Below are 24,165 nucleotides of genomic sequence, written 5' to 3' on the forward strand. Positions count from 1 at the left end.
CGCCCGCAGCAACCCAGTTACGGGTGGCCGTCATCGACCTTCAGCTCGTCCCCGGTGTTGGACACGAAGACGACCAGGAGCCTGGCCCGGTCCGTCGGACTGGTGTTCTCCGTGAGGACGTGGTGGGCCCCCGGCTGCTCGACCCAGTTCTCGCCTTGCCGATACGTGCTCACGGGCTCGTCATCGAGCCTGCTGCGCACCGTGCCTTCGAGGACGTACGCGTAGACGAAAGCCTCGCCGTGCCGATGCGGCTGTGCACGCGCACCAGGCGGGAAGTCCACCACCGCCGAGGTGAACGTCTTGCCCTGCGCATTCGGAAGGGCCTGCTCGAGCAACGGAGTCAGAGTCTCGGCGGGTGGCTGCGATGCCACCGGCGGCGTGGAGCCGGCAGGCTGGTCCGGGCCGCTGCAGGCCGTGACCCCGGCCAACACGGCGACGACCAGGAAACCACCAGCGATCCGCATTCCACTCACGAGAGACCTCCAGCTCAGTCCTGGACGACGCGGATGATCACCTTGCCGGGGGAGCGCTTATCAGAGGCGAACGCGGCGGGCGCCTCAGCAAGCGGCCGCACAGCACCGATGACCGGCTCAAGCCGTCCGTCCCTCAGCCGCGCGACGAGATCAGCAAGCCGAACGCGGTCGGGCTCGACGACGAAGAAAACGGCCCGCCCGCCCTCAGGCTGGACCTTGGGCGGCATGGCGATGGTGACGAGCGTTCCGCCTGCGCGCACCAGGGCGGCCGAACGGTCGAGGACATCTCCGCCGATCACGTCGAACACGACGTCGACCTCGCCCACCTCCTCCAACTTCTCGCTCTGAAGGTCGAGGAAGGCATCGACGCCGAGCGCGAGCGCCTGGTCACGATCGCGAGCCCGACCGGCGCCGATGACCCGGGCGCCGACATCGCGAGCGAGCTGCACCGCGATCGACCCCACACCACCCGCAGCGCCGTGGACCAGAACGGTCTGGCCGACGGTGAGGTGCCCGTGGTCGAACAGGCCCTGCCAAGCGGTCAGCCCGGAGATCGGCAGCGCAGCGGCCACGGTGTGGTCGACATCCGCCGCCAACGGTGCGAGGTTGCGGGCCTCCACCGCGGTGTACTCGGCGAGCGCACCGTCACGGGTCCAGTCGGTCAGCCCGAACACCCGCTGGCCAACGCTCAGACCGGTAGTGCCGTAACCCAGTTCGACGACGACACCCGACAGCTCGTGGCCGGGCACGCTCGGCGTCCGATCGCGGCCCGCACGATCGGTCCAGGTGCCCGGCCAGTCGAGTTCCCCGGGGGTGAAGCCCGCAGCGTGCACCCGCACGATGACATCGTTCTCGGCAGCGTGGGGGTAGGGCAGGTCCGCCAAGGACATCCCAGCGACACCGACGTCACGGTCTCGAACAGTGATGGCTTGCATGAACGTCCTCACTGGTAGGGGGATCGATCGAACGCCCAGCCACTCACAGACTCGGCCCATGGCGATCGCCTACGGATACGCACCGCAGCTAGATGTGTGCCACACCGCGCGGTTGATCGCACCCGCTCGCGAACCCTGCTCCATCGCCCCGTCGTGCGTTCCCACCAGCAAGACGACCCAGCCCCTACAGGCGTGACAACTCAGGCACCAACCAGGCCCACAGACCCGGCTCCAGCCGACCGCTCAACGGATCCACGGCACAACAGCACCGCACAATTCGCACACCAGCGCCGAACGGGGGAGAGAAGTCACCCCAACAACCGCAGCCAAGTCGCCCGGTCCACCACACCAGTGACCGGCAACCCCGCAGCCGCCTGGAACTCCCGCACCACCGACACCGTCCGATCGGCGAACCGCGCATCCGCCGGCACGTAACGACCACGAGAGATCAACAACGTCTGCACCGCGCGCACCGCATCACCCGCCGAACCCGGACCCACCTCGGGAACCAGCCCATCCCAACCACGACCACCGAACAACCCCGGCTCCGGTATCCGGGTCGCCGAACACGACGCACCAACAGCACCCCACTCGGCGGCCAACCGTCCCGCCACCTCCTGAGTCCGACCAGCGAACACACCATCCACCGGCACCGACTCACCCCGAGCCCGCAACAACAACTGCAACGCCGTCACCCGCGGACCCCGCACATCCGGCTGCAGCAACGGCCACACCACCGGCTGCGCCACCGCCTTGCCCGTGGCAGCACCCACCGCCTCCCGCAACTCCGGTAATCGCGCGTAGAGCACATCACCCGGACACTCCGTGGCCATGAAATCCCGATGCCCGTAGATCTCACCAGCATCGATCCCGTACTGCGCCACCATGTACGAGCACAACTCCACCAACGAATCCCACAACGCATCCGGCACCTGCGCATCCACGTAGGTGCCCTCGTTCTCGATCCCCAACGACACCGAGTTCTGCTCACCCGCATGAGCACCCAGCACGTGCTGCTCGCCAGCGGTCAGCACCGCCAAGCTCTTGTGCCGCCCCTCCAGCAACCACCCGCCCCGCGAATTCGTGAAGTTCTGCCCGGTGTCGAGCCACCCGTTGGAATCCATGTGGAAGTCCTGGATCTGCCGCGCCAACTCCATCGCGTGCTCCTGCGAGGTGTCCTCGCTGTTGGCCGACGCCGTGTGGTGCACCACGATCTTCACCGGCCGCTGGTCCAGCACCTGCACCGGCGAACTCGGCTCCCGCGCCTTCCACTCCGACGTCGACAAGATCTCCGGCGCCGCGCGCCGCGACGACGCCCACACCGGAATCCCCGACGCACCCACCGCCGTGGCCGCCAACCCACCGGCCAGCAGCACCCGCCGAGCAACCTGAACACCGCGCAACACCATGCCGAACTCCCGCACATCCGACGACCTGATCCGCGCCGACCCTAAGAACCCGCCCCGGCGCTCGGGAATTCTTGGCAACAATCCGCCACAAACCCGACAACCACCCACCAACGCGGGCAAGATCACCCGACGAGCAACGTCATGATCGAGCCGCCACCACGTCCCTGCCTGTGACCGACCACCACAGCGGACAACAGGAGTGCGACACACGATGGACCGGTTCGCCGAGTTCCTGCACCGCCAGCTGGACATCGACCTCGAACTGCTGCGCCAAGCCAGGGAAGACGCCGAAACCGGCACCGACCGGGCCTGCCTGATCACCCCCATCCGCGGCTTCCGCGAATGCGAGCTCAAAACCCGCCTGCTCACCGCCCACCGCGACTGCGGCACCGGCGAAGGCCCCTGCGACCAACTGGGGGAGAGCTACCCGCCGGAAGACGAACGAGGCTGCCCCACCCGAGCCCTCCTCGGCCTGCCCTACGCAGACCGCCCCGGCTACGCCGCCCGCTGGCGCCCCTGACCGATCGCCCTCCCACCAGGCGCGCACCACCGGCTGAATCCCGTTGAGAACAGCCGACTTCGCAGTCACCAGCACCCGGCAGAACAGATGCTGCGGGGTACCGGCCCAACACCCGCCGGCACCCCGCAGCACTGATCAGACGTCATTCGGGGTGAACTTCTCCCGGTGGATCATGCGCGGCGCCATCCGCCGCCGCTTGAACGCCTTGACGCCCGCCTCCACCATCGCCGGCGGCCCGCAGAGCCAACCGGACCAACCACGCGCACTCGCGACATCGGCCAGGAACGAATCCGTGGGAAATCCGGTGCGGCAAAACGCCCCCTCCCGCTGCGACTCGTGCGAAAGCACCGGAACGAAGCTGAACCCCGGATGCGCCTCCTCGAGCCCGGTCAGCACCTCGAGGTCGTAGAGATCCGCCGCACCACGAACACCGTGGTAGAGCAAGACCTCCCGCTCCGGGGCACGCGCCAACGCAGTCCGAACCAGACCGATCAGCGGAGCAAGCCCAGTACCCCCACCGATGAGAACCATGGGCTCCCCACCGCTCTCGTCCTCCGGCGAGAGGCAGAAGTCACCAAGCGGCCCGGTGATCCGCACCCGGTCCCCAACAGCCACCCCACCGAAGATCCACTTCTCGGTCGCCGCTCCACCCGGGACCAGACGCACGTGCAGCTCCAAGACCTCGTCCTCATCAGCCGTGTTGGCCAGCGAGTACTGCCGCCGCACCTCCGTCCCGGGCACGGTGAGCTCCACGTACTGGCCCGGGGAGAACGCGAGCGGCTCGGGCAGGCCCAACCGCAGCCTTCGAGTGTCCCGCGCCATGTCCTCGATCTCGAGAACCGTGCCGGTCAGCTCCCGGAGCGCATAGGTGGTCCGGCCAACCGCACCCCCGGTACCCTCGACGACAGCGTTCGAGCGCAGCCGGGCCTGACAAGCCAGCGCAAGACCCGCGGCACGCTCGGACTCCGTCAGGGTGTCGACAGGGGAGTCGCGATGATCGACCTCACCGTTGACCACCCGCAACTTGCAAGTCCCGCAAGTGCCCTGGTTGCACGAGTTCGGCATCCAAACCCCCGCGCGGAGGAAAGCGTCGAGCACCGGCTGGTCCTCCCCGCACCGCACCTGCTTGTCACCGAGGGTCGCGGTGAACGCCATGTCAGACCTCCCAAACGACGTGCAAGCTCGTCGGACCGCGGAAACCCCACCCCCAGAACTCGACCCCGGGAGAGGCGTCGCGCTCCAAATTCGGGATGGCCTCGAACAACTCCTCGAGAGCGATCCGCATGACGTGGTTGGCGAAGTAGATCCCGGCGCACGCGTGGTCGCCGGCACCGAAGGCCAGGTGCGGCAGCGGCGGCCGATGCAGGTCATACCGGGTCGGAGCCTCGTAGACGCCCGCGTCGTGGTTGGCCGACCCGTAGGACAAGATCACCGGCGTGCCCGCGGGCAGATCGACCCCGGCCACCGTGACCGCCTTGGTCGAGATCCGGGCCGTGGCCGACCAGATCGGCGAGGTCCAGCGCATGCCCTCGGAGATCGCCCGCGGGATGAGCGCCGGATCGTCGACGACCTGCTCCATCTGCTCCGGCTCGCTGAACAGCCCCACCAACGTCGACGCCATGCCGTGCCCGGGCTCCTGCATGGCCCCGAGCAGGTAGACGTAGATCGTCGGATAGATGTACTCGCGGTCCCGGGTCTTGCCGGGCGGCATACCGTCGTGCAGCCAGTGGGAGATCGCGCTGTCATCGGGCTCCACGATCCACTTGTCGATCAGCGGGTCGACCGCGGCCTGGATCTCGGCCTTCGCCTCATCACCCTCGACGAAGCCCTCGGGATTGGCGAACTCGCCGTCCTCGGTCATGGCCGCGTTGGTGAAGGACCGGTTGAGCTTGGCGAACCACTCGCGGAGCTTGTCCGAATCGACGCTCTGCAGCCCGAGCAGATCACCGAGCGAGCGGACGCTGACCGGCTCGCAGAACTGCGACACGAGCTCCGCGCGGCCCTCGTCCTCGAACTGCTCGAGGTACCGGCGCGCGATCGGCCGCACCAGGTCATCGACCCAGCGGTCGACCTCCACCGGTTGCAAGGCCGGTTCGACCATGGAACGCAGGTCGGCGTGCACGTCCCCGTTGACACCGATGATCGCCGGATGACCGAAGGTGCGGCCACCCGCCGGAGTGATCACGGCTTCGAAATCAGGACTCGTCGCGACCTCGCGGCAGACCTCGGCGGTGGAGGCGACGTACGACCCGAGAACCGGCACGTACGCCAGCGGCGCCTCGGCCCGGAGCCGCTCGTAGGCCTGGTAAGGATTGCGCTCCAGCTCCGCCATGGTGATGTCGTTCAACCACGAGAGATCCGGGGCCGTGGTGTTCTCGCTCGTCCGCATTGACGCACCCTCCTCGACGCCGTCGTTGAGGCCAGAAGGTAGGAGCGCGCGATCACCTCCGACAACACGATCTGCGCGGATCCGACACGGATCGCGCGGGAGATCCACGACACGTCCGGTCCACTACGATGTGCGCATGCCCGCACGGCGCAGTGCGATGCTCTGGGACTGGGACGAGGCTTCCCGGACGGTGGCGGACGCCTACTTCCCGCACCAGCTCACCCTGCTCGGCGGCGGCCGCGAACCGCGGGTCACGCTGCAGACGCTGGACCTCGGCCCGGTGCTGATCGGGCACGTGGGGTGGGGAGCCGACGTCGAGATCGCCTGCGACTACCCGAACGCCTACGAGATCAACATGCCGCTCACCGGCCACCTCGAGAGCCACGGTCGGCACGGCGTCGTCACCTCCGTGGTCGGCCAGGCGACGATCTTCCGCGCCGACACACCCTCCCTGATCAGTCACTGGGACGCCACCTGCACCGTGCTGGGCGTCAAGTTCGACCGCGACTGGTTGGACCGCGAAGCCGAGAAGGTCCTCGCCGCGGAACCGGTCTGCGCCTCCGGAGTTCTCCCGGAACAACTCCAGCTGGACCGCGGTGCCGCCCGGGAGTGGCGCCAACTGGTCGGCAGCCTCGCCGCGCACCTCCGCGAACCAGGCCTCTTCCACAACTCGCCCGCAGTGCGCGAACAACTGGCCGGTGCCATCTCAGCGGGCTTCCTGCTGGCGAGCTGCCCCGACCTCGGAGATGGCCCCGTGGCCCGTCCGCGCTCGATATCCCGGGTAGTCGACGCCATCCGGGACGACCCCGGACGAAGCTGGACCGCCGCGGAGATGGCGGTCGTGGCCGGCACCAGCGTTCGCCGAATGCAAGAGGGCTTCAAGGAGTGGATCGGGTGCTCACCGATGGATCACCTCACCAGCATCCGCCTGCAACGAGCACGCGCCGACCTCGAGGCAGCACCAGGATCATCGGTCTCGGAAGTGGCCGCACGGTGGGGGTTCTCCAGCGCAAGCCGGTTCGCCGCGGCGTACCGACGACGCTACGGCTGCACGCCATCCCAAGCACACCGATGAGAACCGGTCGAACGGAACTGACGACGGTCAGGTCACGGTCGACGAGCAGGGCAGCAGCGGCGCAGGGGATGGGTCTGGTGTCAACGAGCTCGGATGTTCAAGAGGGACCTGACAGGGGAGAGGCGGTTCGCGCGTCGCACCAAGCGAGGGCGGATCCCGTCGAGCAGGACCCGGCACTGCCCACGAGAGCCTGCTTCTGGCCATTGGAATTCGTACGTAAACCGTGGTATAGAGCGGGTTTCGACGCGCCCCGCCGTCACATTCTCCATTTGATGGATAATCAACATTATCCATCAAATGGAGAAGTAGCCATGGGGCGAGCGCGGGTTTCTCTTCGGGGGATCGATGCACGGCCACCCATGTCGATCGACCAGAACTTCACAGCCTGGCGAGATGCACACACATCCGCGGCACTGCGCAGCCACGTGCCTCGATTCATCGGCTGGCACGACGCATGCGAGTCAGCTGGTCGCTAGATCTGGCCAGCATTGAACTCGGCAGATCATCACCGGCCAGCTCAGAGCCTTTGCGGATCATGATCCGCAAAGGCGACTTCACTCAAACCCGCTGATGAACGTCTCGCTCTACCCACCGTGTTTTGTCACTGTGACGTTAATAGGTGACGGGAACGGGTGCAGGAACAGCATGGACGGTGGGTGACCGGGCGACCCTGGTCGACATCCACACGTCAACGGCCTTCCAATGGCCAGCCCGTCTTTACCGCAGCGTCGTTGTCACGCAGACGGCGCGTGCAGAGCCCATGCCGATGAGCGTTCCGCGCGACTCGACGGACCCACCGCGTGGAACGACTCCGGCTCAACCATCAGTGGCACTCCGGACGGCGACGACACCCGGAGTCCACGCCGGACGCCTCAGGTGCTCAATGCGTCGGAATCAGCGTTCCTGGAGGCCCTTCCCGAGGTGATCTCCGCAGGTCGATACAACGCCGATAATGTACATTATGTTAAGTAGTAATCTGATCGTGCGGCCCGGAGCCCGAAACGCCCCTCCTCTGCTGCGGATGCGGCTCAACGCTTCGCGTGCCGATGGGCGGACTTGCGCGTCGCTTGGCAACTGCCGTACGCGGCAACGGCTTTCAATGTGACGACCAGCCGCGCCGCTCGTGGACCAGAGCATCGAGACTGCGTGTGCTGCAACATGACCCGGAACGTCGTCGGCGGCGGGATCGTTCGACTGCCGAGGGGTTCGAACGATCCAGCCGCCGGTTCCCTGCTCCCCCATGTGCTCAACTGATGATCAGGAGCTCGGCTAGAGCGTCTTGCCCGCCTTCTTCGCGGCCTTGCAGTCCTTGCACGTGACGCCGCCATAGACGAGCAGCTCTTTCTGGATGGTGTTGGCGGCGAACGTCTTGCCGCAGAGCGAGAAGGCTCGCCTGTCCCAGTTCGAACGCTTGCAGTCGTGCCTCTCCCCTGTTCTCCGGCTGAGCACGGGATGATCCGGCGCGATCGCCGATACGTTCGGTTGGAGAACGAGGCAATGGAGAGGAACAGCAGGTGCACTTCGCACACAGCAACGGGTCGGAGATCGCGTTCAACATCGTCGGCGACGGTCCGCCATTGGTGCTGCATCCGGGGATGTTCCAGGTCGGGGCGCACTGGACAAAAGCCGGCTACACCGCTCCCCTGGCCACATCCCACACGTGATCACCGTGGATCCGCTGGGCCTGGGCGCCAGCGATGCGCCGCGCGACTCGGAGGCCAGAGCGTGGCTTCGATCGGGGCTGTGCTGAGGCCGGAGACGTACGTCTGGTTTCCGGAGTGGCCCTTTGAGGCCGTTTTCGCGAGTCAGGTGTCGACCGAACGCGCGTGGTGTGTGCTGGCGTGGAGGCTGCTCAGCAGTGCGAGGGCGTGAGCGCTGGGTGTGGCGGGTTCGGCGTGGTAGATGATCAGTTGTTGGCCGGGGGCGCTGCGCACGTCGAATGCCTGGTAGGTGAGGGCGAGTGGGCCGACGTCGGGGTGCACGAGGTGTTTGGGTTCGCGGGTCTTGCCGCGCACCTGGTGGGTCTCCCACAAGGCGCGGAAGTGCGCGCTGCCTTCGCTGAGTTCGGCCACCAGGCGCCGCAAACCAGGATCGTGTGGGTCGAAGCCCGCGGCTACCCGCAGGTTCGCCACGGTGGCCTGTGCGGTCCAGTTCCAGCGTGCGTAGAACCGTCGTCCCGCGGGGTCGAGGAAGGTCATGCGGGCAAGGTTGTCCACCGCGCGGAATGGTGAGAACAACGCGTCGGCGAGGGTGTTGGTGGCCAGGACGTCCAGGATGCGGTTGAGCACGAAAGCGGGCGTGTGCGGGTAACCGTCCATGAGTTGCCGCAGTTCGGGGCTCACGGCCTGGGGTACCGGGGCGGGAGTGTTGTCTGGTGTGGTGCCGGCCAGTCGGTACAGGTGCTCGCGGGCATCGGGGTCGAGATCCAGCGCGCGGCAGAGGGCGTCGAGCACTTGCGGTGACGGGTGGGTCTCGCGGCCCTGTTCCAGGCGGGTGTAGTAGTCGGCGTTCACCCCGGCGAGCACGGCGACTTCTTCGCGACGCAGTCCGGTCACCTTGCGCCGGCCGGAGTAGAGCACGCCCGCGTCTTCCGGAGATCGCCCCGCGCGACGCGCTCGCAGGAACGCCCCCAGCTCACCACTGGCCATGGCACCAGGGTAGATCGCTGGCCGCCCGGTTGGGTGGGTGTGGCACACCCAGTCACCACACGTCCTGCCATCGCCTGTCACCGTCGCCGACGCTGGGCGGTATGACGAGCGATATCGACGTGGTCGGCATGTGGGTCACCGCGGACGGACATATCCGGCAGGAGCTGCGCGCCGACGGGCGCTACGACGAAGCGCGCGGCGAACGGCGCAGCGCCTACACCGGTCGCTACACAGTGACCGGGAACCACCTCGACTACGTGGACGACACCGGCTTCACCGCGACGGGCGACATCCGCGACGGCGTGCTCTACCACGAGCATCTCGTCCTTTATCGCGAGTCCGCCTCCGATCACCGAGGGCAGGCACGGCGATGAGCGTGCCACCCACCGACGGCGAATTCGTGGGCCCTGAGCTGAAGGGCAAGGTCGCGCTGGTCACCGGCGCCGCCCGCGGAGTCGGCGCGGCCACGGTCGCCTGGCTGCACGCCCGCGGCGCGCGAGTACTGGCCACCGACCTCCGCCCCGAAGTGGACGGTCTCACCACCCGGTTCAACGGCGTGTCCACCCTGGTCGGCGACGTGTCCCGAGAGGACACCGCAGTGCGGTCGGTTGCCACGGCGATCGACCGGTTCGGCAGCGTGGACATCCTGGTCAGCAACGCCGGCCGATCGGTGAACAAGCCAATCACCGAGACCACCGCGTCCGACTGGGACGAGCTGATGTCGATCAACGCGCGCGGCGCGTTCCTGCACGCCCGGGAAGCATTCCGGGCGATGCGCGAACACGGCGGGGGTGTGATCGTCACCGTCGGGTCGTTCGCCTGCACCGTCGGGTTGGTCGAGGCCGCGGCCTACAGCGCGTCCAAGGGAGCGTTGGCGCAGTTGACCAAGGTGCTCGCGCTGGAGGGCGGACCGCACGGCATCCGTGCCAACGTCGTCGCCCCCGGTGTGATCGAGACCGACATGCTCGACAACTTCCGGGCCGACAGCCGGGAGTATCTCCGCTCCTTCGGCGACACCCACCCCTTGGGCCGCGTCGCCCAACCCGAGGAGATCACCGAGGTGATCGGTTTCCTGGCCTCGCCCCGCTCCAGCTTCATCACCGGCGCGGTCGTCGCCGCCGACGGCGGCTACACCGCCGCCTGACTCCCAGCAGACAAAACGAGAGGACGAGCACCTATGCCTGGACGGCTCATGAGCAAGGTCGCGTTGATCACGGGCGCGACCGGCGGCATCGGACAAGCCACCGCGGAACTGTTCGCCCGTGAAGGAGCCAGCCTGGTCGTCACCGACATCGCCCAGGACACCGCGGACGAGCTCGCCGCGCGTCTGAAAGCCGAGGGCACCGATGTGCTGGCCGTCCGGTTGGATGTCTCCTCGCCGGAGAACTGGAGCGAGGCGATCGAGCTCACCCGGCGACGCTTCGGCCGCCTTGACGTCTTGGTCAACATCGCTGGTGTCCTGGACTGGCCCGGCATCGAGGAGACCACAAAGGACGCCTGGGACCAGGTGGTCGCGGTTAACCAGACCGGCACCTGGCTCGGAATGAAGACCGCCATGCCCCTGCTGCGCGCCTCCGGCAACGCCTCCATCATCAACACCTCCTCAGTGCTCGGCCTGGTCGGCAGCGGAGCCGCCGCCGCGTACCAGGCGACCAAGGGAGCAGTGCGGCTGCTGACCAAGACCGCCGCCGTCGAATACGCCACCCGCGGAGTCCGGGTCAACTCGGTGCACCCCGGCGTCATCACCACCCCGATGATCCAAGATGTGCTCGACGAGCAGGGCGATCAACAACCCGATATCGTGCGCACCCCTATGCGCCGCGCAGGTAGCCCCGCTGAGGTCGCTCCTACGATGCTCTTCTTGGCCAGCGACGAATCCTCGTTCGTCACCGGAACCGAGCTCGTCGTCGACGGTGGACTCACCGCACACTGATGACCAGCCCCGGATCCACGCCGATTGCCGTATGTCCGCACATGCCGCGAAGCGACGCGAAGGACACGTCACCGTGCCCAAGGGCCACGTGGAACTAGGCGTGCGGCTGAATACCTTCCTCGAAAATCGCTGACGCGAGTACCGCAAGCAGATCCTGTCGGCCTCCCGGGCCGCCGAACTACGAGCCCTCGGCGTGAGCCTGGACCCCCTGGCCGAACGCCGGAAACGGGCCTGCGAGAGCTGGACCGCTTACTACGTGACCACCCTGACCGGCGTGGGCGGGGTGGCCGGGGTGTTGCCGTTCTTGTTGTGGTGAGCTTCAGGTGAGGTCGAAGCGTTGGGCGTAGTGGTCGCGGAGGGCTTCGGTGCGGTCGGTGGGCCATGGGCAGCGGATGTCGTCGTGGAGGGCGGCGAAGAGCAGTTCCAGGTGGGTGTGCCAGGCCGCGAGCAGGGTTGCCGGGTCGGTCGTGGTGGTGTGGGTGAGGTGCAGTCGGGTGCCGATCGGGTGTTGGTCGCGGAGGTGGAAGCGGACGGTTCCGGTGGGTTGCCAGGCGTATTCGAGGGTGTGGGGTGCTTCGGTGGTGATCACGGGGCCGGCGGTGCCGTAGCCGTGGGTGCTGGGCAGTGGTGGTTCGGATCCTGGGGTCGGGGTGGTGTCGCCGGTGAGCAGGGCCCAGACCTGTGCCGGGGGTTGGACGAGGTCGCGGGTGAAGTGGATTTGCCAGCCGGTGTCGGTGCGGTGCAGTTCGCCTTCGGCGAGGCCGAACTGCTCGATGTAGTTCTCGGCGCGGTGGAACCAGGTCTGCATGTCGAATTCGGCGGTGGTTCCGGAGAGGCGGGCGTCGAGGGCGTCGAGGCAGCCGTCCCATCCGGCGGCGTGGCGGGCGGTGGAGGGCAGGTCGCTGTCGGGTGCGCGGAGGGTGTGGCTGAAGACCAGGAGGCAGCCTTCGGGGCGTGGGAGGAGTTCGCAGCGGATGACGTCGTCGTTCCAGCGGAAGGCGAAGACCTTGAGCGGGTCGATTTCGAGGATTTCGCCGTGTTCGGGTTCGGTTCCGTCGAAGGTGAAGCTCATCGGTGCGCCGGGGGTGGCGTGGTCGAAGTCGATGCGTGCTGGGAACCAGTGCGAGAGTTCGGTGGGGTCGGTGATGGCGTGCCAGACCTTGTCCGGTGGGTGGTTCAGGAGGCGTTCGAGGCGCAGGACCGGGTGGTCGCCGTGCATCGTGACGGTGGTGTTCACGGGTGTTCCTCCGGGTGGTCGGGCGTTGGGTCGTTCGTGCCACAGGTGGTGGTCGGGCGCCAGCCGGGGTTGGGTCGTTCGCTGTGAGGTGCGCGGGAGCCCCGGGTTAATTGCCAGAATCAGAATATAACCGATCTGGCATGAAGCTGCCTACTGCGGCTTGTTCGTCGTGCGGTGCGCGGTCCAGGCGATCTCGTCGACTGCGAGCCAGACCCTGCTGGTCATGGTCGCCGGGGTTGTTCCGGTGAAGGCCAGGACGTCTCGGTGCAGGTGTGCTTGGTCGGCGTAGCCGGTGTCGGCGGCGACCCCTGCCGCGTGCTGGCCGGCGGCCAGGCGGTGGACGGCGTGGTCGAAGCGGACCAGCTTCGCGGCGCGTTTGGGCGGCAGGCCGAGTTGGGTGCGGAACCGGGACCACAGGCGTTTGCGGCTCCAACCGAGCTCGTGCGCCAGGTCGTCGATCCGGAGTCGGCCGCGGCTGCTGGTGATCCGGTTCCAGGCCCAGGCCACCTCGCGGTCCACTTCGCGTCCTGCCGCGAGTCGGCGGATGAGCAGGGTGTTGGTCAACGCGAAGCGTTCCTGCCACGAGCGGGCCTGGCTGATCTGCTCCTGGGCTCTGGTGGCGTCGTGCCCCCACAACTGGTCGAGGGGTACGACCACGTCGTCCAATTCCGCCGGGGAGATGCCCAGCACTGCGTGCGCGGTGACCGGGGACAGTCGCACCTGCACGCATTCGACGGCGTGGCCGCGCACGCGGATGGCGTCGTGCATGAATCCGGCGACGAGGTTGCCCTGCTGCTGTCGGCCGCTGTCGGTGTCCACGACGTGCGGGCCGGAGCCGAATTCGAGGGCCAGGGTGATCGAGGGGTGCGGGATCACGTGCACGTCGGCCGGGTCTGGGCCGTGGTGGCGGAAGCCGGCCATGGTGACCCCCGCCCATCGGCTGGGGTGTGCGGGGTGCACGACCTCCCATCTGGCCACGGGCTCATGTTAGGGGGTGGTGCGGGAACATTCGTCCAATACGCCGGGATGTGGTGGCGGTGATCCTGGGGTCATGAGTCGCAGCATCGTCGAGGACGCCTTCCAGGCGCTCGCCAGTTCCGATCCCGACCTGATCTCCGCTGTTCTCGCCGAGGACGCCGAGTGGTTGTCGCCTCCGGGCAATGCCACGGCTGTGGCGTTGGGGGCGCCTGATCACATGGTGGGGCGTGCGGCGATCGTGCAGTTCTTCGCGGTGGACTTCCCGCGCCTGTTCGCGCGCGATCTTTCCGTTGTCTTCGGGGGTGTGCACGTGGCTGGTGAGCGGGTGGTCGTGGAGGCAGCCGTGGCGGCGACGCTGGCCAACGGCGATCCCTACGACAACGACTACTGCTTCGTCGTCGAGCTGCGCGGTGGTCTGGTTCGGCGGGTTCGGGAGTACACCGACACCGCCCGGGCGCACCGGATGATCTTCGGTGGTGTTGCGCGGTAGCAGGAAGCGCTGCTCGTCCGCTCTGCCCAGTCGCTGACCCGCGTAGTGCGTTGGTCAGGAGTTGGCGCTGTTGGATCGGTCGACGGCCTCATGCGGTGAGCACGGCTTGGGTTTGGGTGGTGTGGCCGATGCGGCGGCCGGTGGTGTCGAGCAGTTCGGTTTGCACGGTGATGGCGGTGCGGCCGACGTGCAGTGGTCGGCTCACCGCGTGCAGGGTGCCTTCGCGCAGGGCGCGGAAGAAGTTGGTCTTGGATTCGGTGGTGGCGGTGCCGGCTCCGTCGGGCAGGTTGAGGTGGGCGCAGATCGCGCCGGTGGCGTCGGCCAGCGTCATGACCGCTCCCCCGTGCAGCACTCCCCCTGCGGTGCAGTGCTGGGGCGCCCAGTCCAGCTCGGTGCGGACTTCCTGCGGGCTGGCGGCGGAGATGCGCACGCCCAGGGACTCGGCGAAGGGCATCAAGGCGATCAGCTGGTGGTGGTCGGTGCTGGTCACGATTCTCCTTCGAGCAGTGCGGTGGCGGCGGTGACGAGTTCGGCGTTGTCGGCGGCGATCTGGCCGTCGGGCAGGGTGAGGGTGTCTTCCAGGCCGATGCGGGTGGCCAGTCCGCGGCGGGCGGCGACGGCCAGCACGGGCCAGGCTCCGGCGGCTTCGCCGTGCAGCAGGATCGGTGCGGGCGCGGGGTGCAGGCGGGCCAGCAGGGTTTCGGCGGTGGTGGCCGCGCCGCGGGCGGTGAGGTCGGTGACCTCGGCGAGGATGCGCAGCACGCGGCGGCGGTGCGGGGAGCGTTGGAACTGCTGGTCGGCGTCGGTGCCGGAGAAGATGCCGGCTTCCACTCCGATGCCGCGTTCGAGCAGGACGGCGGCGACGTCGTCGGCGCCGGGTTCGTGCCAGTTGACCGAGGCGTGGTCGGGCAGGACGGTCCAGGCGCGGATGGACCGGATGCGGGTGGTGGTGTCCGGGGCGGTCCAGGCTCCGGTGGTGATGCCGACCGGGATGCCGGGGGCGGCGGCGCGCACCGCGCGCAGGGCGGCGGCGACCAGGTGCGGGTCGAGGCTGTCGGTGCCGTCGGGTGCTTTGGGGTGCAGGTGGATGTCGGTGGCGCCTGCGGCGACGGCGTCGGCGGCGGCTTTGGCCAGTTCCTCCGGCCGCACGGGCAGGTGGTAGTGCTCGCGTGGTGACCGGGCGCCGTTGAGGCAGACCTGCAGCATGGTCTGATTCTCCCCTGGTCCGGCGGATCCGCGGAAGTTGATGAACCCGTTTCGTGATCATCTGGCGGGCTGGGCTGGGGCGGCGGTTAGCGTGGGTGGGTGTTGAGCAAACGGATCCTGCGGGGCGTGGCGGCCGGTGAGATCACCGAGGCCTACCTGCGCTGGCCCAGCAGGTTGGCCGAACCGGGCAGCCAGTTGAGCACCACCGTCGGGCTGATCGGCATCACCGCGGTGGACCAGGTCGATCCGGCCGGGCTCACCGATGCCGATGCGCGGCGGGCCGGGTTCGGTTCGGCGGCGGGGTTGCGGGCGTCGTTGGACAAGCACGGCCGGGGTGAGGTCTACCGCCTCGCGCTCACCTTCGACGATCCTGCCCCGCGTCCGGTGCAGCCGCCGGTGGCGCTGGACGGGCGTGAGCGGGCGTCGATCGACCGGCAGCTGGCTCGGTTGGACGTGTCGGCTCCGCGGGGCCCGTGGACGCGGGAGGTGCTGGAGGTGTTGCGGCGGCGGCCGGGCATCCGTGCGGCGGAGTTGGCTGCTGAGCACAACCGGCCGGTCTCGCGGTGCAAGTCCGATGTGTGGCGGTTGCGGGAGCTCGGTCTGGTCGAGCCGGTGGAGGCCGGGTTCGGGCTTTCCGCGCGGGGGCTCGGTTACCTCGAGGGCTGAGCGTCAGCGGGGGCGGATGATGCCGCGTTGCAGGGCGGTGGTGATGGCTGCGGTGCGGTTGTCGACGCCGAGCTTGTCGTAGATGTGCACCAGGTGGGTCTTGACGGTGGCCTCGCTGATGAACAGCGCTTTGGACAGGGCCCGGTTGGACATGCCCTGCGCCAGCAGCTGCAGGATCTCCACTTCGCGGGGGCTCAGCGCGGGTTGTGGGCGGCGCAGGTGCCCGAGCAGGCGCGCTGCGACGCCGGGGGCCAGTGCGGTTTGGCGTTGGGCGGCCAGTTGCACGGCCTGGCACAGCTCTTCGGGTGGGGCGTCTTTGAGCATGTAGCCGGTGGCGCCGGCTTCGACGGCGGTGAGGATGTCGGCGTCGGAGTCGTAGGTGGTCAGCACCAGCACCGGTGGTCCGCCGTCGGCGGTGATGCGGCGGGTGGCGCTGACCCCGTCCATGCCGGTGGGCATCTGCAGGTCCATCAGGACGATGTCGACCTCGGTGGTGGCCAGGGCGTCGAGGGCGGCTTGCCCGTCGGCGGCTTCGGCGACCACGGTCATCTCCGGGCGGTCATCGAACATGGCGCGCAGGCCGCGCCGCACCACGGGGTGGTCGTCGACGAGCAGGATGCGCAGCGGATCGGCCATCACCGGATCTCCTCGGGGGTCAGGGGCAGCCGGATCGCCACCGCTGTGCCGTCACCAGGTGCGGATTCCACGGCCATCGACCCGCCCAGCGCGGTGACGCGTTCGCGCAGGCCGGTCAGCCCGTAGCCGCTGCCGTCGGTGGCCGTGCGCGCCGTGGTGGGGTCGAAGCCGGTGCCGTCGTCGTAGATGTCGAGGGTGACCTCGGTGTCGAGGTAGCCGAGGGTCACCACTGCGGTGGCGGCGTGGGCGTGGCGGGCGACGTTGGACAGGCTGGCTTGGGCGGCGCGCAGCAGTGCCACTTCGTAGCTGGAGGGCAGCGCGACTGGTGCGCCGTTGGTGTGCAGGTGGCAGTCGATCCCGGTTTCGCGGGCGGTGTTGGTGCACAGCCGGTCCAGTGCTTGGGGCAGACCGGCGTCGCTGAGCGAGGGCGGGCGCAGGTCTTGGACGAACCGGCGGGCTTCGTCGAGGTTGTCGGCGGCGGTGCGGTGGGCTTCGGTGATGCGGGCGCGGGCTTTGCCGGCCTCGGGTGGCAGGGCGGTTTCGGCGGCGCGCAGCAGCAGGACGATGCTGGACAGGCCTTGGGCGAGGGTGTCGTGGATTTCGCGTGCCAGTCGTTCGCGTTCGGCGGCCACTCCTGCTTGGTGCTGGGTGGTGGCCAGCTCGGCGCGGGTGCGGGTGAGGTCGTCGATGAGGTCCTGGCGGCGTTGGCTCTCGGCGTAGATGGCCGCGTATCCCCAGGTGATGATCACGGCCACGCCGGATCCGATGATCGGGCCGAGCACCATGCCGAGGCTCCACGTGCCGCTGCGCCAGCCTTGGGCGGCCACGACGAGACCGGTCACGACGACCACCGCGACCAGTGCGTGCCGTCCGCGCAGCAGGTGCAGGTGCAGGAAGAACAGCGGGAACGCCAGCCAGGAGAAGTCCGGGCTGATGATCAGCAGTCCGGCCCACACTGCGGTGACCACCGCCAGCCAGCTCATCGCCAGCCACCGGCGGTGCAGCGCTGGGCGCAGCAGTGCACCTGCGCCGTAGACGATCGTCAGCAGTGCGGCTCCGCCTGCGGCCAGCCAGCCGATCGGCCCGGTGGGGTGGGTCAGCCAGGCCCGGGTGGTGGCGATGACCAGCAGCAGCAGGAAGCCGGCGTGGAAGGCCAGGCGCACCAGCCGCAGGACCGCGGCCAGGCCTGGGCCGGGCGAGGAGGACGTGTCGGGCACCGCTGAAACACTAGTTGCTGTCCCCGGCTGCTCCTGCACTGCGCTCACCAGGACCTTTCTAGTCATCGTGGGTGCGGCCCGGCATCGTTCGTTCGGTTGAGTTCGGGGTGCACCCGGTGGTGGCCGGTGAATCAATCCGAGCTGCGATGTCAGCAGCGGCTGCGGTGGCGAGGCTGGAAGCCGCAATCGACCACGACCGGAAAGCAGAACATCCGTGTTCCTCGCCATCCGCGACATCCGCTTCGCCAAGGGGCGGTTCGCACTCATGGGCTCGGTGGTCGGGCTGATCACGTTGCTGATCGTGCTGCTGTCGGGGCTGACTGCGGGCCTGGCCCACCAGTCGACCTCGGCGATCACGCAGCTGCCCGCCACCCGCATCGCCTTCGGCGCCACCACCGGGCAGGCGCCGGAGAAGTCCTTCGCCGACTCCACCATCACCCAGGACCAGCTGGACTCCTACCGCGGCGCGCCCGGCGTGCGGTGGGCCGAGCCGTTGGGCATCACCCAAACCCGTCTGGACACCCCCACCGGGGGTGCCGCGGCCACCGTCTTCGGGGTGCGCCCCGGGGCGGGCCTGTCCCCCGCCGAGGTGGCGCCGGGCTCGGTGGTGATCAGCCGCGAGCTCGCCGACGAGCACGGTCTGGCCGTGGGCCAGCACGTGCAGGCAGGTACCGAGCAGTTGCTCGTCAGCGGGATCGTGGAGGACGCCTACTACAGCCACACGCCGGTGGCGTGGACGACGTTGGAGACCTGGTCGCAGCTGCGGCCGCCCCGCGCGGATGCCGCGGTGGCCACCGTCATCGCCGCTGATGTCGCCGATCCCGCGGCTGCCGATGCCGCGGCCGGGACGGTCTCGGAGACGGTGGCCGGCAGCTTGTCGGGCATCGGGTCCTACTCCTCGGAGAACGGGTCGCTGCTGATGATGCAGGGCCTGCTGTACGCGATCTCGGCGCTGGTCATCGGCGCGTTCATGACGGTGTGGACCATCCAGCGCAGCGGCGACATCGCCGTGCTCAAGGCGCTGGGCGGTGCCACCGGATACCTGCTGCGCGATGCGCTGGCCCAGTCGGTGATCGTGCTGCTGCTCGGCGCTGGGCTCGGAGGCGCGGTGGGCGTGGGCTTGGGTGCCGCCGCGTCGCAGGTCGTGCCGTTCCAACTCACCGCTGCCACGACCGTGCTGCCCGTGGCGTTGATGATCGTGCTGGGCATGATCGGTGCCGCCCTGGCGGTGCGGCGCATCACCTCCGTCGACCCGCTGACCGCGCTGGGAGCTGCCCGATGAGTCTCGTGCTGACCGATCTGCGTGTGACCTACCCCGACGGCGATCGGGTGCTCACCGCCGTGGACGAGGTGACCCTGCAGGTCGATGCCGGGCAGCTGGTGGCCGTCGTGGGCCCGTCGGGCTCGGGCAAGTCCAGCCTGCTGGCGGTGGCCGCCACCCTGCTGCGCCCGGACTCCGGTCGGGTGGTCATCGGCGGCGTCGATACCGGTGGGCTGTCGGCGGCCGGGCGTGCCCGGCTGCGGTTGGCGGAGGTCGGCATCGTCTTCCAGCAGCCCAACCTGCTGGCCTCGCTGACCGCGGTCGAGCAGATCCTGGCGGCCCACCACATGCGCGGCCGATCGGTGCGCCAGCAGCGACGTGCCGCTGCGGAACTGCTGGCCGCGGTGGGCCTGGACGGCAAGCAGCACCGCCGCCCGCACCAGCTCTCCGGTGGGGAGCGCCAGCGGGTCAACATCGCCCGCGCGCTCAGCGGCCGGCCCTCGGTTCTGCTGGTCGACGAACCCACCGCCGCGCTCGACCACGACCGCGGCCGCCAGATCGTCGAACTGCTCGCCGAGATCACCCGCCAGCACCAGGTCGCCACCGTCATGGTCACCCACGACACCGAGCACCTCGAGCACGCCGACGAGGTCGTGGAGATGCGCGACGGGCGGTTGAGCGCGCTGAGCAGCCACCGCTGAGCAGCGTGGTGCCGCCAGGACGACCTGGTGGCACCACGCCGTGCGGTCAGTAGCAGGTGCCCATCGCCTCCCGCACTTCCGCGAGGGTCTGCTCGGCCAGGGCGTTGGCCCTGGCGTTGCCTCGGCGCAGGATCTCGCGCAGGTAGGTGCGGTCGGTCGCGAACTGCGCGCGGCGGGCGCGCAGTGGTGCCAGGTGCTCGTTGACCGACTCGGTGACCACCTTCTTCAGCAGCGCCGCACCACCCGAACCGATCTCCTCTGCCAGTTCCTGCGGATCTCGTCCGCTGCACAACCCCGCCAGCAGCAGCAAGCTCGACACCTCGGGGCGGGCCTGCGGGTCGTAGGTGATGTGGCGCTGCGAATCGGTCTTCGCGCCGCGCAGCAGCCGGGCGGTCTCATCAGCAGCGGAGGACAGCAGGATCGCGTTGCCGCGGCTCTTGCTCATCTTGGTCCCGTCCGTGCCCAGCAGCAGCGGCGCCGCCGACAGCAGCGCCTCGGGCTGCGGGAACAACGGGCGGTAGCGGTCGTTGAAGCGGCGCGCGATGGTGCGCGTGAGCTCCAGGTGCGGCAGCTGGTCCTGGCCCACCGGCACCAGGTTGGCCTTGCAGAACAGGATGTCGGCGGCTTGGTGGGCGGGGTAGGTGAACATCAGTCCGCTGACCGCGGCCTGCCGCGAATGCGCGATCTCGTCCTTGACCGTCGGGTTGCGGCTGAGCTCGGAGACCGACACCAGGCTCAGGAACGGCAGCAGCAGCTGGTTGAGCGCTGCCACCGCGCTGTGGGTGAAGATCGTGGCCCGCTGCGGATCGATGCCGGCCGCCAGGTAGTCCAGCACCAGGTCCTCGACCCGCTGCTGCAGGTGTTCGGCGATGTCGCGGTCGGTGAGCACCTGGTAGTCGGCGATGATCACCATCATCTCCACGCCCTGGTCCTGCAGCCGGACCCGGTTGTGCAGGGTGCCGAAGTAGTGGCCCAGGTGCAGCAGGCCGGTGGGGCGGTCGCCGGTGAGCACCCGGAACTGCTGGGGCTGGCGCTGGATGAGCTCCTCCAGCTCGGCGCTGCGCCGCGCGGCCGGGGCCGTTTCGATCAGGCTGGTCATGGTTCTCCCGAATTCCCCTCGGCGGGCTTCGGCCGAAAGCCCCGCTGGGATCGTGGGAGAGGCACGAAAAAGGGCCGTTCAACCGAACGGCCCGGAAATTTGATGTCGTGCACCACTGGTGGCCGCTCCTAACCGGAGCGCCACCAAGCCTGGCACGAACTGCGAATCACGCCGCCACTGTACACCGCACGTCGTGCGGTCAGGCCAGGGCGAAGGTCATCGACGTCTGGGTGGTGGTGAAGCCGAGCTGCTCGTAGCGGCGCTGGGCGGTGTTGTCGATCGTGACGGCCAGTCCCACCTCCGGCCAGCCCTGGGCCGCGGTCAGCGCCAGCGCGCGGCGCAGCAGGATGCCGCCCAACCCGGCGTAGGCGGCTCCGGGGCGGCGGAACACGTCTCCGATCCAGGCCGTGCCGTTGAAGTCGTTGAGCACCAACCCCGCCACGACCTCGTCGTCGCCGTCGACGACCAGCGCGCTGGCCTCCAGCACCGGACCCAGCACCCGGCCGCTCAACAGTGGCTGGATCATTTCGGTCAGCAGCTTCTGATCGCTGCCGTCGATCCAGTCGGGATGCCCCGGCGGGTAGGCCTCGCGCCACGCCGGCAGCACCGTGCTGGCCGGACGGTCGCACGGCACCACCCGCAGCGGCGCCTGCGGTGCCTGCTCGGCCCACTGCGGCGGTGGTGGATCGCCGCGCAGGTCGCGGTGCATCGTCGCCGCATGGCGCACCATGCGCGCACCGGCCCGCACAAGCTGCTTGCCGAGCTGTTCGGAGACCCCGACCCGCCAGCCGGGCAGCTCCGCCGAGAGCACCTCGAGCACCGCCGGGCCGCTGGCCTCCAGCACCCGCGCCAGCCGAGGCACACCGACCACCGGCGCGTAGGACACCGTCGTGGTGTCCTGACGCAACACCACAACACCGTCCGCAGCACCGTCTTCGCGCAGCACCCGCCAATGTCTACACCGCGATCCCCGCCCCGGGCAATGCAATTCCCGCGCCCACCCAACGACGTTGACGCCCACGACCACGGCACTAAGATCAACAACACCCCGGGTCCGGGGCTGTCCGCGACCCGCTCGCGTCGAAGAGCACCCACCGCGGGTGCCGGGCCATTCCGATCACACCAACTCCAGAGAGGGCCTCGTGCCGATAGACCCCCGCCTGCGCGACCGCGTCGCCGTGATCACCGGCGCCAACAGCCCGCTGGGCATCGGCGCGGCCATCGCCCGCGCGCTGGCCCGCCAGGGCAGCAAAGTCGTGCTCGCCTCGCTGCCCGAAACACCCCCGAGCACAGCGGTCACCGGCGCGGACGCCACCTACGGCAACGCCAAGGCCACCGACACCGACCACGTGCGCGACGCGCTGCGCGCCGACGGAGCCGACGCCGAATCCCTGGCCATCGACCTCGCTGACCCCGCCGCCGCGCCCACGATCTTCGACCACGCCGAAACCGCGTTCGGGCCGGTGGAAATCCTCATCAACAACGCCGCGCACTGCGTGCCCGACACCTTCCAGCCCGAGCCGGTGCGCGGACTGGTCACCGTCGACGCCGCCGGGCTCGACGCCCACCACGCGGTCAACACCCGCGCACCCGCACTGCTGATGGCCGAGTTCCACCGCCGCCACCTGCGCCGCAAAGCCCGCTGGGGACGGATCATCAACATCTCCACCGACGCGGCCTCCGGTGCCGCCGACGAGATCTCCTACTGGGCCACCAAGAACGCGCTGGAATCGCTGAGCCGCTCGGCCGCCGTCGAACTCGGCCCCGCCGGCACCACCGTCAACATCATCTCGCCCGGCCCGGTGCAAACCGGCTGGCTCAACGACGACCTCGCCGACCGCGTCGCCGAGCTCAGCCCCCTGGGCCGCATCGGCCGCCCCGACGACATCGCCGACCTGGCGGTCTTCCTCGCCTCCCACCAAGCCCGCTGGATCACCGGCCAAACCATCTACGCCGGCGGCGGAAAACGCATGCTGTAAACCGGAATCCGCCGTTGCCGGCCCCCGAAGTCGCTAGTGTGCTGATCATGATGCGACTGGCCGATGTCGGTGACTACCGCAAGTTCTGGACCGCATCGACCACCTCGATCTTCGGCACCTACATCACCAGCCTCGCCCTGCAGGTCCTGGCCGCGGTCACCCTGCACGCCACCGCCACCGAACTCGGACTGCTCAACGCCGCACGCTGGCTGCCCTACCTGCTGCTGGGGCTGTTCGTCGGCGTCCTGGTCGACCGCTACCGCAGCAAACCCATGCTGGTCGGCGCCGACCTCGCCCGCGCGGCCCTGCTGTGCGCGATCCCGCTCCTGCACGCCACCGGACTGCTCACCCTGCCGGTGCTCATCGCCTTCGCCGCCCTGCTCGGCGTGCTCTCGCTGTTCTTCGACGCCGCCGACCAGGCCTTCCTGCCCCGCCTGGTGCCGGTGGAGATGCTGACCTCGGCCAACGCGCGGCTGGAGCAGTCCCACGCCGTCGCCCAAACCACCGGGCCGCTGCTGGCCGCCGCGCTGGTCAAAGCGATCGGCGCACCGCTGGCCATCCTCGTCGACGCGCTGTCCTACCTGATCTCCGGTGTCCTGCTGGCCCGCATCCGCACCCGAGAGCACGCCGCACCCCTCGCAACCCGGCGCAGCGTGCTCACCGAACTGCGCGAAGGCACCGCCTGGGTCTACCGGCACCGGATGCTGGCGCCCCAAGCGCTGGCCGGGCACCTGTGGTGGCTCGCCCACAGCATGCTCAGCACCATCCTCGTCGTCTACGTGCTGCGCGCCCCCGACGACGGACTGGGCCTCGACGAGGTCCAGCTCGGCATCACCTACGCCTGCGCCGGAGCCGGGGCGGTGCTGGGCGGAGCACTGGCCAACCGCAGCGGCCAGCGGTTCGGCGCGGGACGCACCGTGGTCACCACCCGCCTGCTCATGCCGCTGCCGTGGCTGCTGATCCCCCTCACCGGCCCCAGCCCGCTGGCGATCGTGGTCCTGGGAACCTCGCAACTGCTGTTCTGGGTGCTCATGGGCCTGGAAGGACCCAACGAGATGGCCTACCGGCAAGCCATCACACCCGAACGGCTGCAGGGCCGGGTGAACACCACCATCCGCTCGCTCAACCGCGGCGCGATCGTCGTCGGAGCCCCCATCGGCGGGCTCATCGCCGATGCCGCCGGCTACCGCGTCTCGCTGTGGGTCGGCATCGCCGGCCTGATCGCCTCGGCCGCAGTCCTGGCCGCCTCCCCGGTCCGCCACGCCACCATCCCCACCTCGGCGACGCTCGACGCGCAAGCCCCGACGTGAGCC

General features: G+C 69.1%; 28 protein-coding genes. 13 read left to right on the forward strand and 15 right to left on the reverse strand.

Annotated elements, in window-relative coordinates; all coding sequences use genetic code 11:
- Positions 1-17: 17 nt before the first annotated feature.
- From OU415_RS19480 to OU415_RS19490, 3 genes are all read right to left on the reverse strand, one after another.
- Positions 18-464: a cupin domain-containing protein gene (locus OU415_RS19480; RefSeq protein WP_270950360.1), complete on the reverse strand. Its 447-nt coding sequence runs from the start codon at positions 462-464 to the stop codon at positions 18-20.
- 23 nt (positions 465-487) lie between these two features.
- On the reverse strand, positions 488-1,408 hold the full coding sequence (locus OU415_RS19485; protein WP_270950304.1) for an NADP-dependent oxidoreductase: 921 nt from the start codon (positions 1,406-1,408) through the stop codon (positions 488-490).
- A gap of 308 nt (positions 1,409-1,716) precedes the next feature.
- On the reverse strand, positions 1,717-2,937 hold the full coding sequence (locus OU415_RS19490; RefSeq protein WP_270950305.1) for a peptidoglycan recognition protein family protein: 1,221 nt from the start codon (positions 2,935-2,937) through the stop codon (positions 1,717-1,719).
- A 91-nt stretch (positions 2,938-3,028) separates the two neighbouring features.
- Between OU415_RS19490 and OU415_RS19495 the strand changes: the two genes are divergently transcribed.
- Positions 3,029-3,337, forward strand: coding sequence for a DUF6221 family protein (locus OU415_RS19495; protein ID WP_270950306.1), 309 nt, complete (start codon positions 3,029-3,031; stop codon positions 3,335-3,337).
- Between the two features lie 135 nt (positions 3,338-3,472).
- Here OU415_RS19495 and OU415_RS19500 read toward each other — a convergent pair whose 3' ends face one another.
- On the reverse strand, positions 3,473-4,492 hold the full coding sequence (locus OU415_RS19500; protein WP_270950307.1) for an FAD-binding oxidoreductase: 1,020 nt from the start codon (positions 4,490-4,492) through the stop codon (positions 3,473-3,475).
- Between the two features lies 1 nt (position 4,493).
- Complete coding sequence (locus tag OU415_RS19505) at positions 4,494-5,726, reverse strand: cytochrome P450 (RefSeq protein ID WP_270950308.1); 1,233 nt, start codon at positions 5,724-5,726, stop codon at positions 4,494-4,496.
- A 136-nt stretch (positions 5,727-5,862) separates the two neighbouring features.
- Between OU415_RS19505 and OU415_RS19510 the strand changes: the two genes are divergently transcribed.
- Positions 5,863-6,801: an AraC family transcriptional regulator gene (locus tag OU415_RS19510; protein WP_270950309.1), complete on the forward strand. Its 939-nt coding sequence runs from the start codon at positions 5,863-5,865 to the stop codon at positions 6,799-6,801.
- A gap of 1,269 nt (positions 6,802-8,070) precedes the next feature.
- Here OU415_RS19510 and OU415_RS19515 read toward each other — a convergent pair.
- Positions 8,071-8,250, reverse strand: a complete 180-nt coding sequence (locus OU415_RS19515) for a hypothetical protein (protein WP_270950310.1) — start codon at positions 8,248-8,250, stop codon at positions 8,071-8,073.
- A gap of 65 nt (positions 8,251-8,315) precedes the next feature.
- Between OU415_RS19515 and OU415_RS19520 the strand changes: the two genes are divergently transcribed.
- Positions 8,316-8,465: a hypothetical protein gene (locus tag OU415_RS19520; protein WP_270950311.1), complete on the forward strand. Its 150-nt coding sequence runs from the start codon at positions 8,316-8,318 to the stop codon at positions 8,463-8,465.
- 141 nt (positions 8,466-8,606) lie between these two features.
- On the opposite strand, the gene OU415_RS19525 is transcribed toward OU415_RS19520, so the two are convergent.
- On the reverse strand, positions 8,607-9,449 hold the full coding sequence (locus tag OU415_RS19525) for a helix-turn-helix transcriptional regulator (protein ID WP_270950312.1): 843 nt from the start codon (positions 9,447-9,449) through the stop codon (positions 8,607-8,609).
- Positions 9,450-9,550: 101 nt separating this feature from the next.
- Between OU415_RS19525 and OU415_RS19530 the strand changes: the two genes are divergently transcribed.
- From OU415_RS19530 to OU415_RS19545, 4 genes are all read left to right on the forward strand, one after another.
- Complete coding sequence (locus OU415_RS19530; protein ID WP_270950313.1) at positions 9,551-9,823, forward strand: Atu4866 domain-containing protein; 273 nt, start codon at positions 9,551-9,553, stop codon at positions 9,821-9,823.
- Entirely contained in the window at positions 9,820-10,593 is a 774-nt protein-coding gene (locus OU415_RS19535; protein ID WP_270950314.1) for an SDR family NAD(P)-dependent oxidoreductase, read from the forward strand. Before OU415_RS19530 ends, OU415_RS19535 begins: the two co-directional genes overlap by 4 nt.
- 33 nt (positions 10,594-10,626) lie before the next feature.
- Positions 10,627-11,382 carry an SDR family NAD(P)-dependent oxidoreductase gene (locus OU415_RS19540; protein ID WP_270950315.1) on the forward strand — a complete coding sequence of 252 codons (756 nt, stop codon included), beginning with the start codon at positions 10,627-10,629 and terminating at the stop codon, positions 11,380-11,382.
- Between the two features lie 193 nt (positions 11,383-11,575).
- Positions 11,576-11,698, forward strand: coding sequence for a hypothetical protein (locus OU415_RS19545; RefSeq protein ID WP_270950316.1), 123 nt, complete (start codon positions 11,576-11,578; stop codon positions 11,696-11,698).
- 3 nt (positions 11,699-11,701) lie between these two features.
- Here OU415_RS19545 and OU415_RS19550 read toward each other — a convergent pair whose 3' ends face one another.
- Together OU415_RS19550 and OU415_RS19555 are read right to left on the reverse strand one after the other, a co-directional pair.
- Positions 11,702-12,619, reverse strand: a complete 918-nt coding sequence (locus tag OU415_RS19550; RefSeq protein ID WP_270950317.1) for an SRPBCC family protein — start codon at positions 12,617-12,619, stop codon at positions 11,702-11,704.
- Positions 12,620-12,769: 150 nt separating this feature from the next.
- Positions 12,770-13,597: a helix-turn-helix domain-containing protein gene (locus OU415_RS19555; protein WP_270950318.1), complete on the reverse strand. Its 828-nt coding sequence runs from the start codon at positions 13,595-13,597 to the stop codon at positions 12,770-12,772.
- A 73-nt stretch (positions 13,598-13,670) separates the two neighbouring features.
- Here OU415_RS19555 and OU415_RS19560 point away from each other — a divergent pair, with 73 nt between their 5' ends.
- Positions 13,671-14,087 (forward strand): nuclear transport factor 2 family protein, encoded by a 417-nt coding sequence (locus OU415_RS19560; protein ID WP_270950319.1) that lies wholly within the window; start codon positions 13,671-13,673, stop codon positions 14,085-14,087.
- Between the two features lie 88 nt (positions 14,088-14,175).
- Here the strand turns inward: OU415_RS19560 and OU415_RS19565 are convergent, their stop codons facing one another.
- Together OU415_RS19565 and OU415_RS19570 are read right to left on the reverse strand one after the other, a co-directional pair.
- A complete protein-coding gene (locus OU415_RS19565; protein WP_270950361.1) occupies positions 14,176-14,541 on the reverse strand; it encodes a PaaI family thioesterase in 366 nt (121 codons plus the stop codon).
- A 32-nt stretch (positions 14,542-14,573) separates the two neighbouring features.
- Positions 14,574-15,293 carry a 3-keto-5-aminohexanoate cleavage protein gene (locus tag OU415_RS19570; RefSeq protein ID WP_270950320.1) on the reverse strand — a complete coding sequence of 240 codons (720 nt, stop codon included), beginning with the start codon at positions 15,291-15,293 and terminating at the stop codon, positions 14,574-14,576.
- 99 nt (positions 15,294-15,392) lie between these two features.
- Between OU415_RS19570 and OU415_RS19575 the strand changes: the two genes are divergently transcribed.
- Complete coding sequence (locus tag OU415_RS19575) at positions 15,393-15,959, forward strand: hypothetical protein (RefSeq protein ID WP_270950321.1); 567 nt, start codon at positions 15,393-15,395, stop codon at positions 15,957-15,959.
- Between the two features lie 3 nt (positions 15,960-15,962).
- On the opposite strand, the gene OU415_RS19580 is transcribed toward OU415_RS19575, so the two are convergent.
- Complete coding sequence (locus OU415_RS19580) at positions 15,963-16,595, reverse strand: response regulator (RefSeq protein ID WP_270950322.1); 633 nt, start codon at positions 16,593-16,595, stop codon at positions 15,963-15,965.
- Positions 16,595-17,812 carry a sensor histidine kinase gene (locus tag OU415_RS19585; RefSeq protein ID WP_270950323.1) on the reverse strand — a complete coding sequence of 406 codons (1,218 nt, stop codon included), beginning with the start codon at positions 17,810-17,812 and terminating at the stop codon, positions 16,595-16,597. Before OU415_RS19585 ends, OU415_RS19580 begins: the two co-directional genes overlap by 1 nt.
- 214 nt (positions 17,813-18,026) lie before the next feature.
- Here OU415_RS19585 and OU415_RS19590 point away from each other — a divergent pair, with 214 nt between their 5' ends.
- Together OU415_RS19590 and OU415_RS19595 are read left to right on the forward strand one after the other, a co-directional pair.
- Positions 18,027-19,094, forward strand: coding sequence for an ABC transporter permease (locus OU415_RS19590; RefSeq protein ID WP_270950324.1), 1,068 nt, complete (start codon positions 18,027-18,029; stop codon positions 19,092-19,094).
- Positions 19,091-19,774 (forward strand): ABC transporter ATP-binding protein, encoded by a 684-nt coding sequence (locus OU415_RS19595; protein WP_270950325.1) that lies wholly within the window; start codon positions 19,091-19,093, stop codon positions 19,772-19,774. Before OU415_RS19590 ends, OU415_RS19595 begins: the two co-directional genes overlap by 4 nt.
- 46 nt (positions 19,775-19,820) lie before the next feature.
- On the opposite strand, the gene trpS is transcribed toward OU415_RS19595, so the two are convergent.
- A complete protein-coding gene (gene trpS / locus OU415_RS19600) occupies positions 19,821-20,873 on the reverse strand; it encodes a tryptophan--tRNA ligase (protein ID WP_270950326.1) in 1,053 nt (350 codons plus the stop codon).
- Positions 20,874-21,072: 199 nt separating this feature from the next.
- Positions 21,073-21,819 carry a GNAT family N-acetyltransferase gene (locus OU415_RS19605; RefSeq protein ID WP_270950327.1) on the reverse strand — a complete coding sequence of 249 codons (747 nt, stop codon included), beginning with the start codon at positions 21,817-21,819 and terminating at the stop codon, positions 21,073-21,075.
- A 196-nt stretch (positions 21,820-22,015) separates the two neighbouring features.
- Between OU415_RS19605 and OU415_RS19610 the strand changes: the two genes are divergently transcribed.
- Positions 22,016-22,852 (forward strand): SDR family oxidoreductase, encoded by an 837-nt coding sequence (locus OU415_RS19610; RefSeq protein WP_270950328.1) that lies wholly within the window; start codon positions 22,016-22,018, stop codon positions 22,850-22,852.
- Between the two features lie 47 nt (positions 22,853-22,899).
- On the forward strand, positions 22,900-24,162 hold the full coding sequence (locus tag OU415_RS19615; protein WP_270950329.1) for an MFS transporter: 1,263 nt from the start codon (positions 22,900-22,902) through the stop codon (positions 24,160-24,162).
- Positions 24,163-24,165 lie beyond the last annotated feature (3 nt).

The sequence above is a fragment of the Saccharopolyspora oryzae genome, assembly GCF_027853915.1.
Lineage (GTDB): Bacteria > Actinomycetota > Actinomycetes > Mycobacteriales > Pseudonocardiaceae > Saccharopolyspora > Saccharopolyspora oryzae.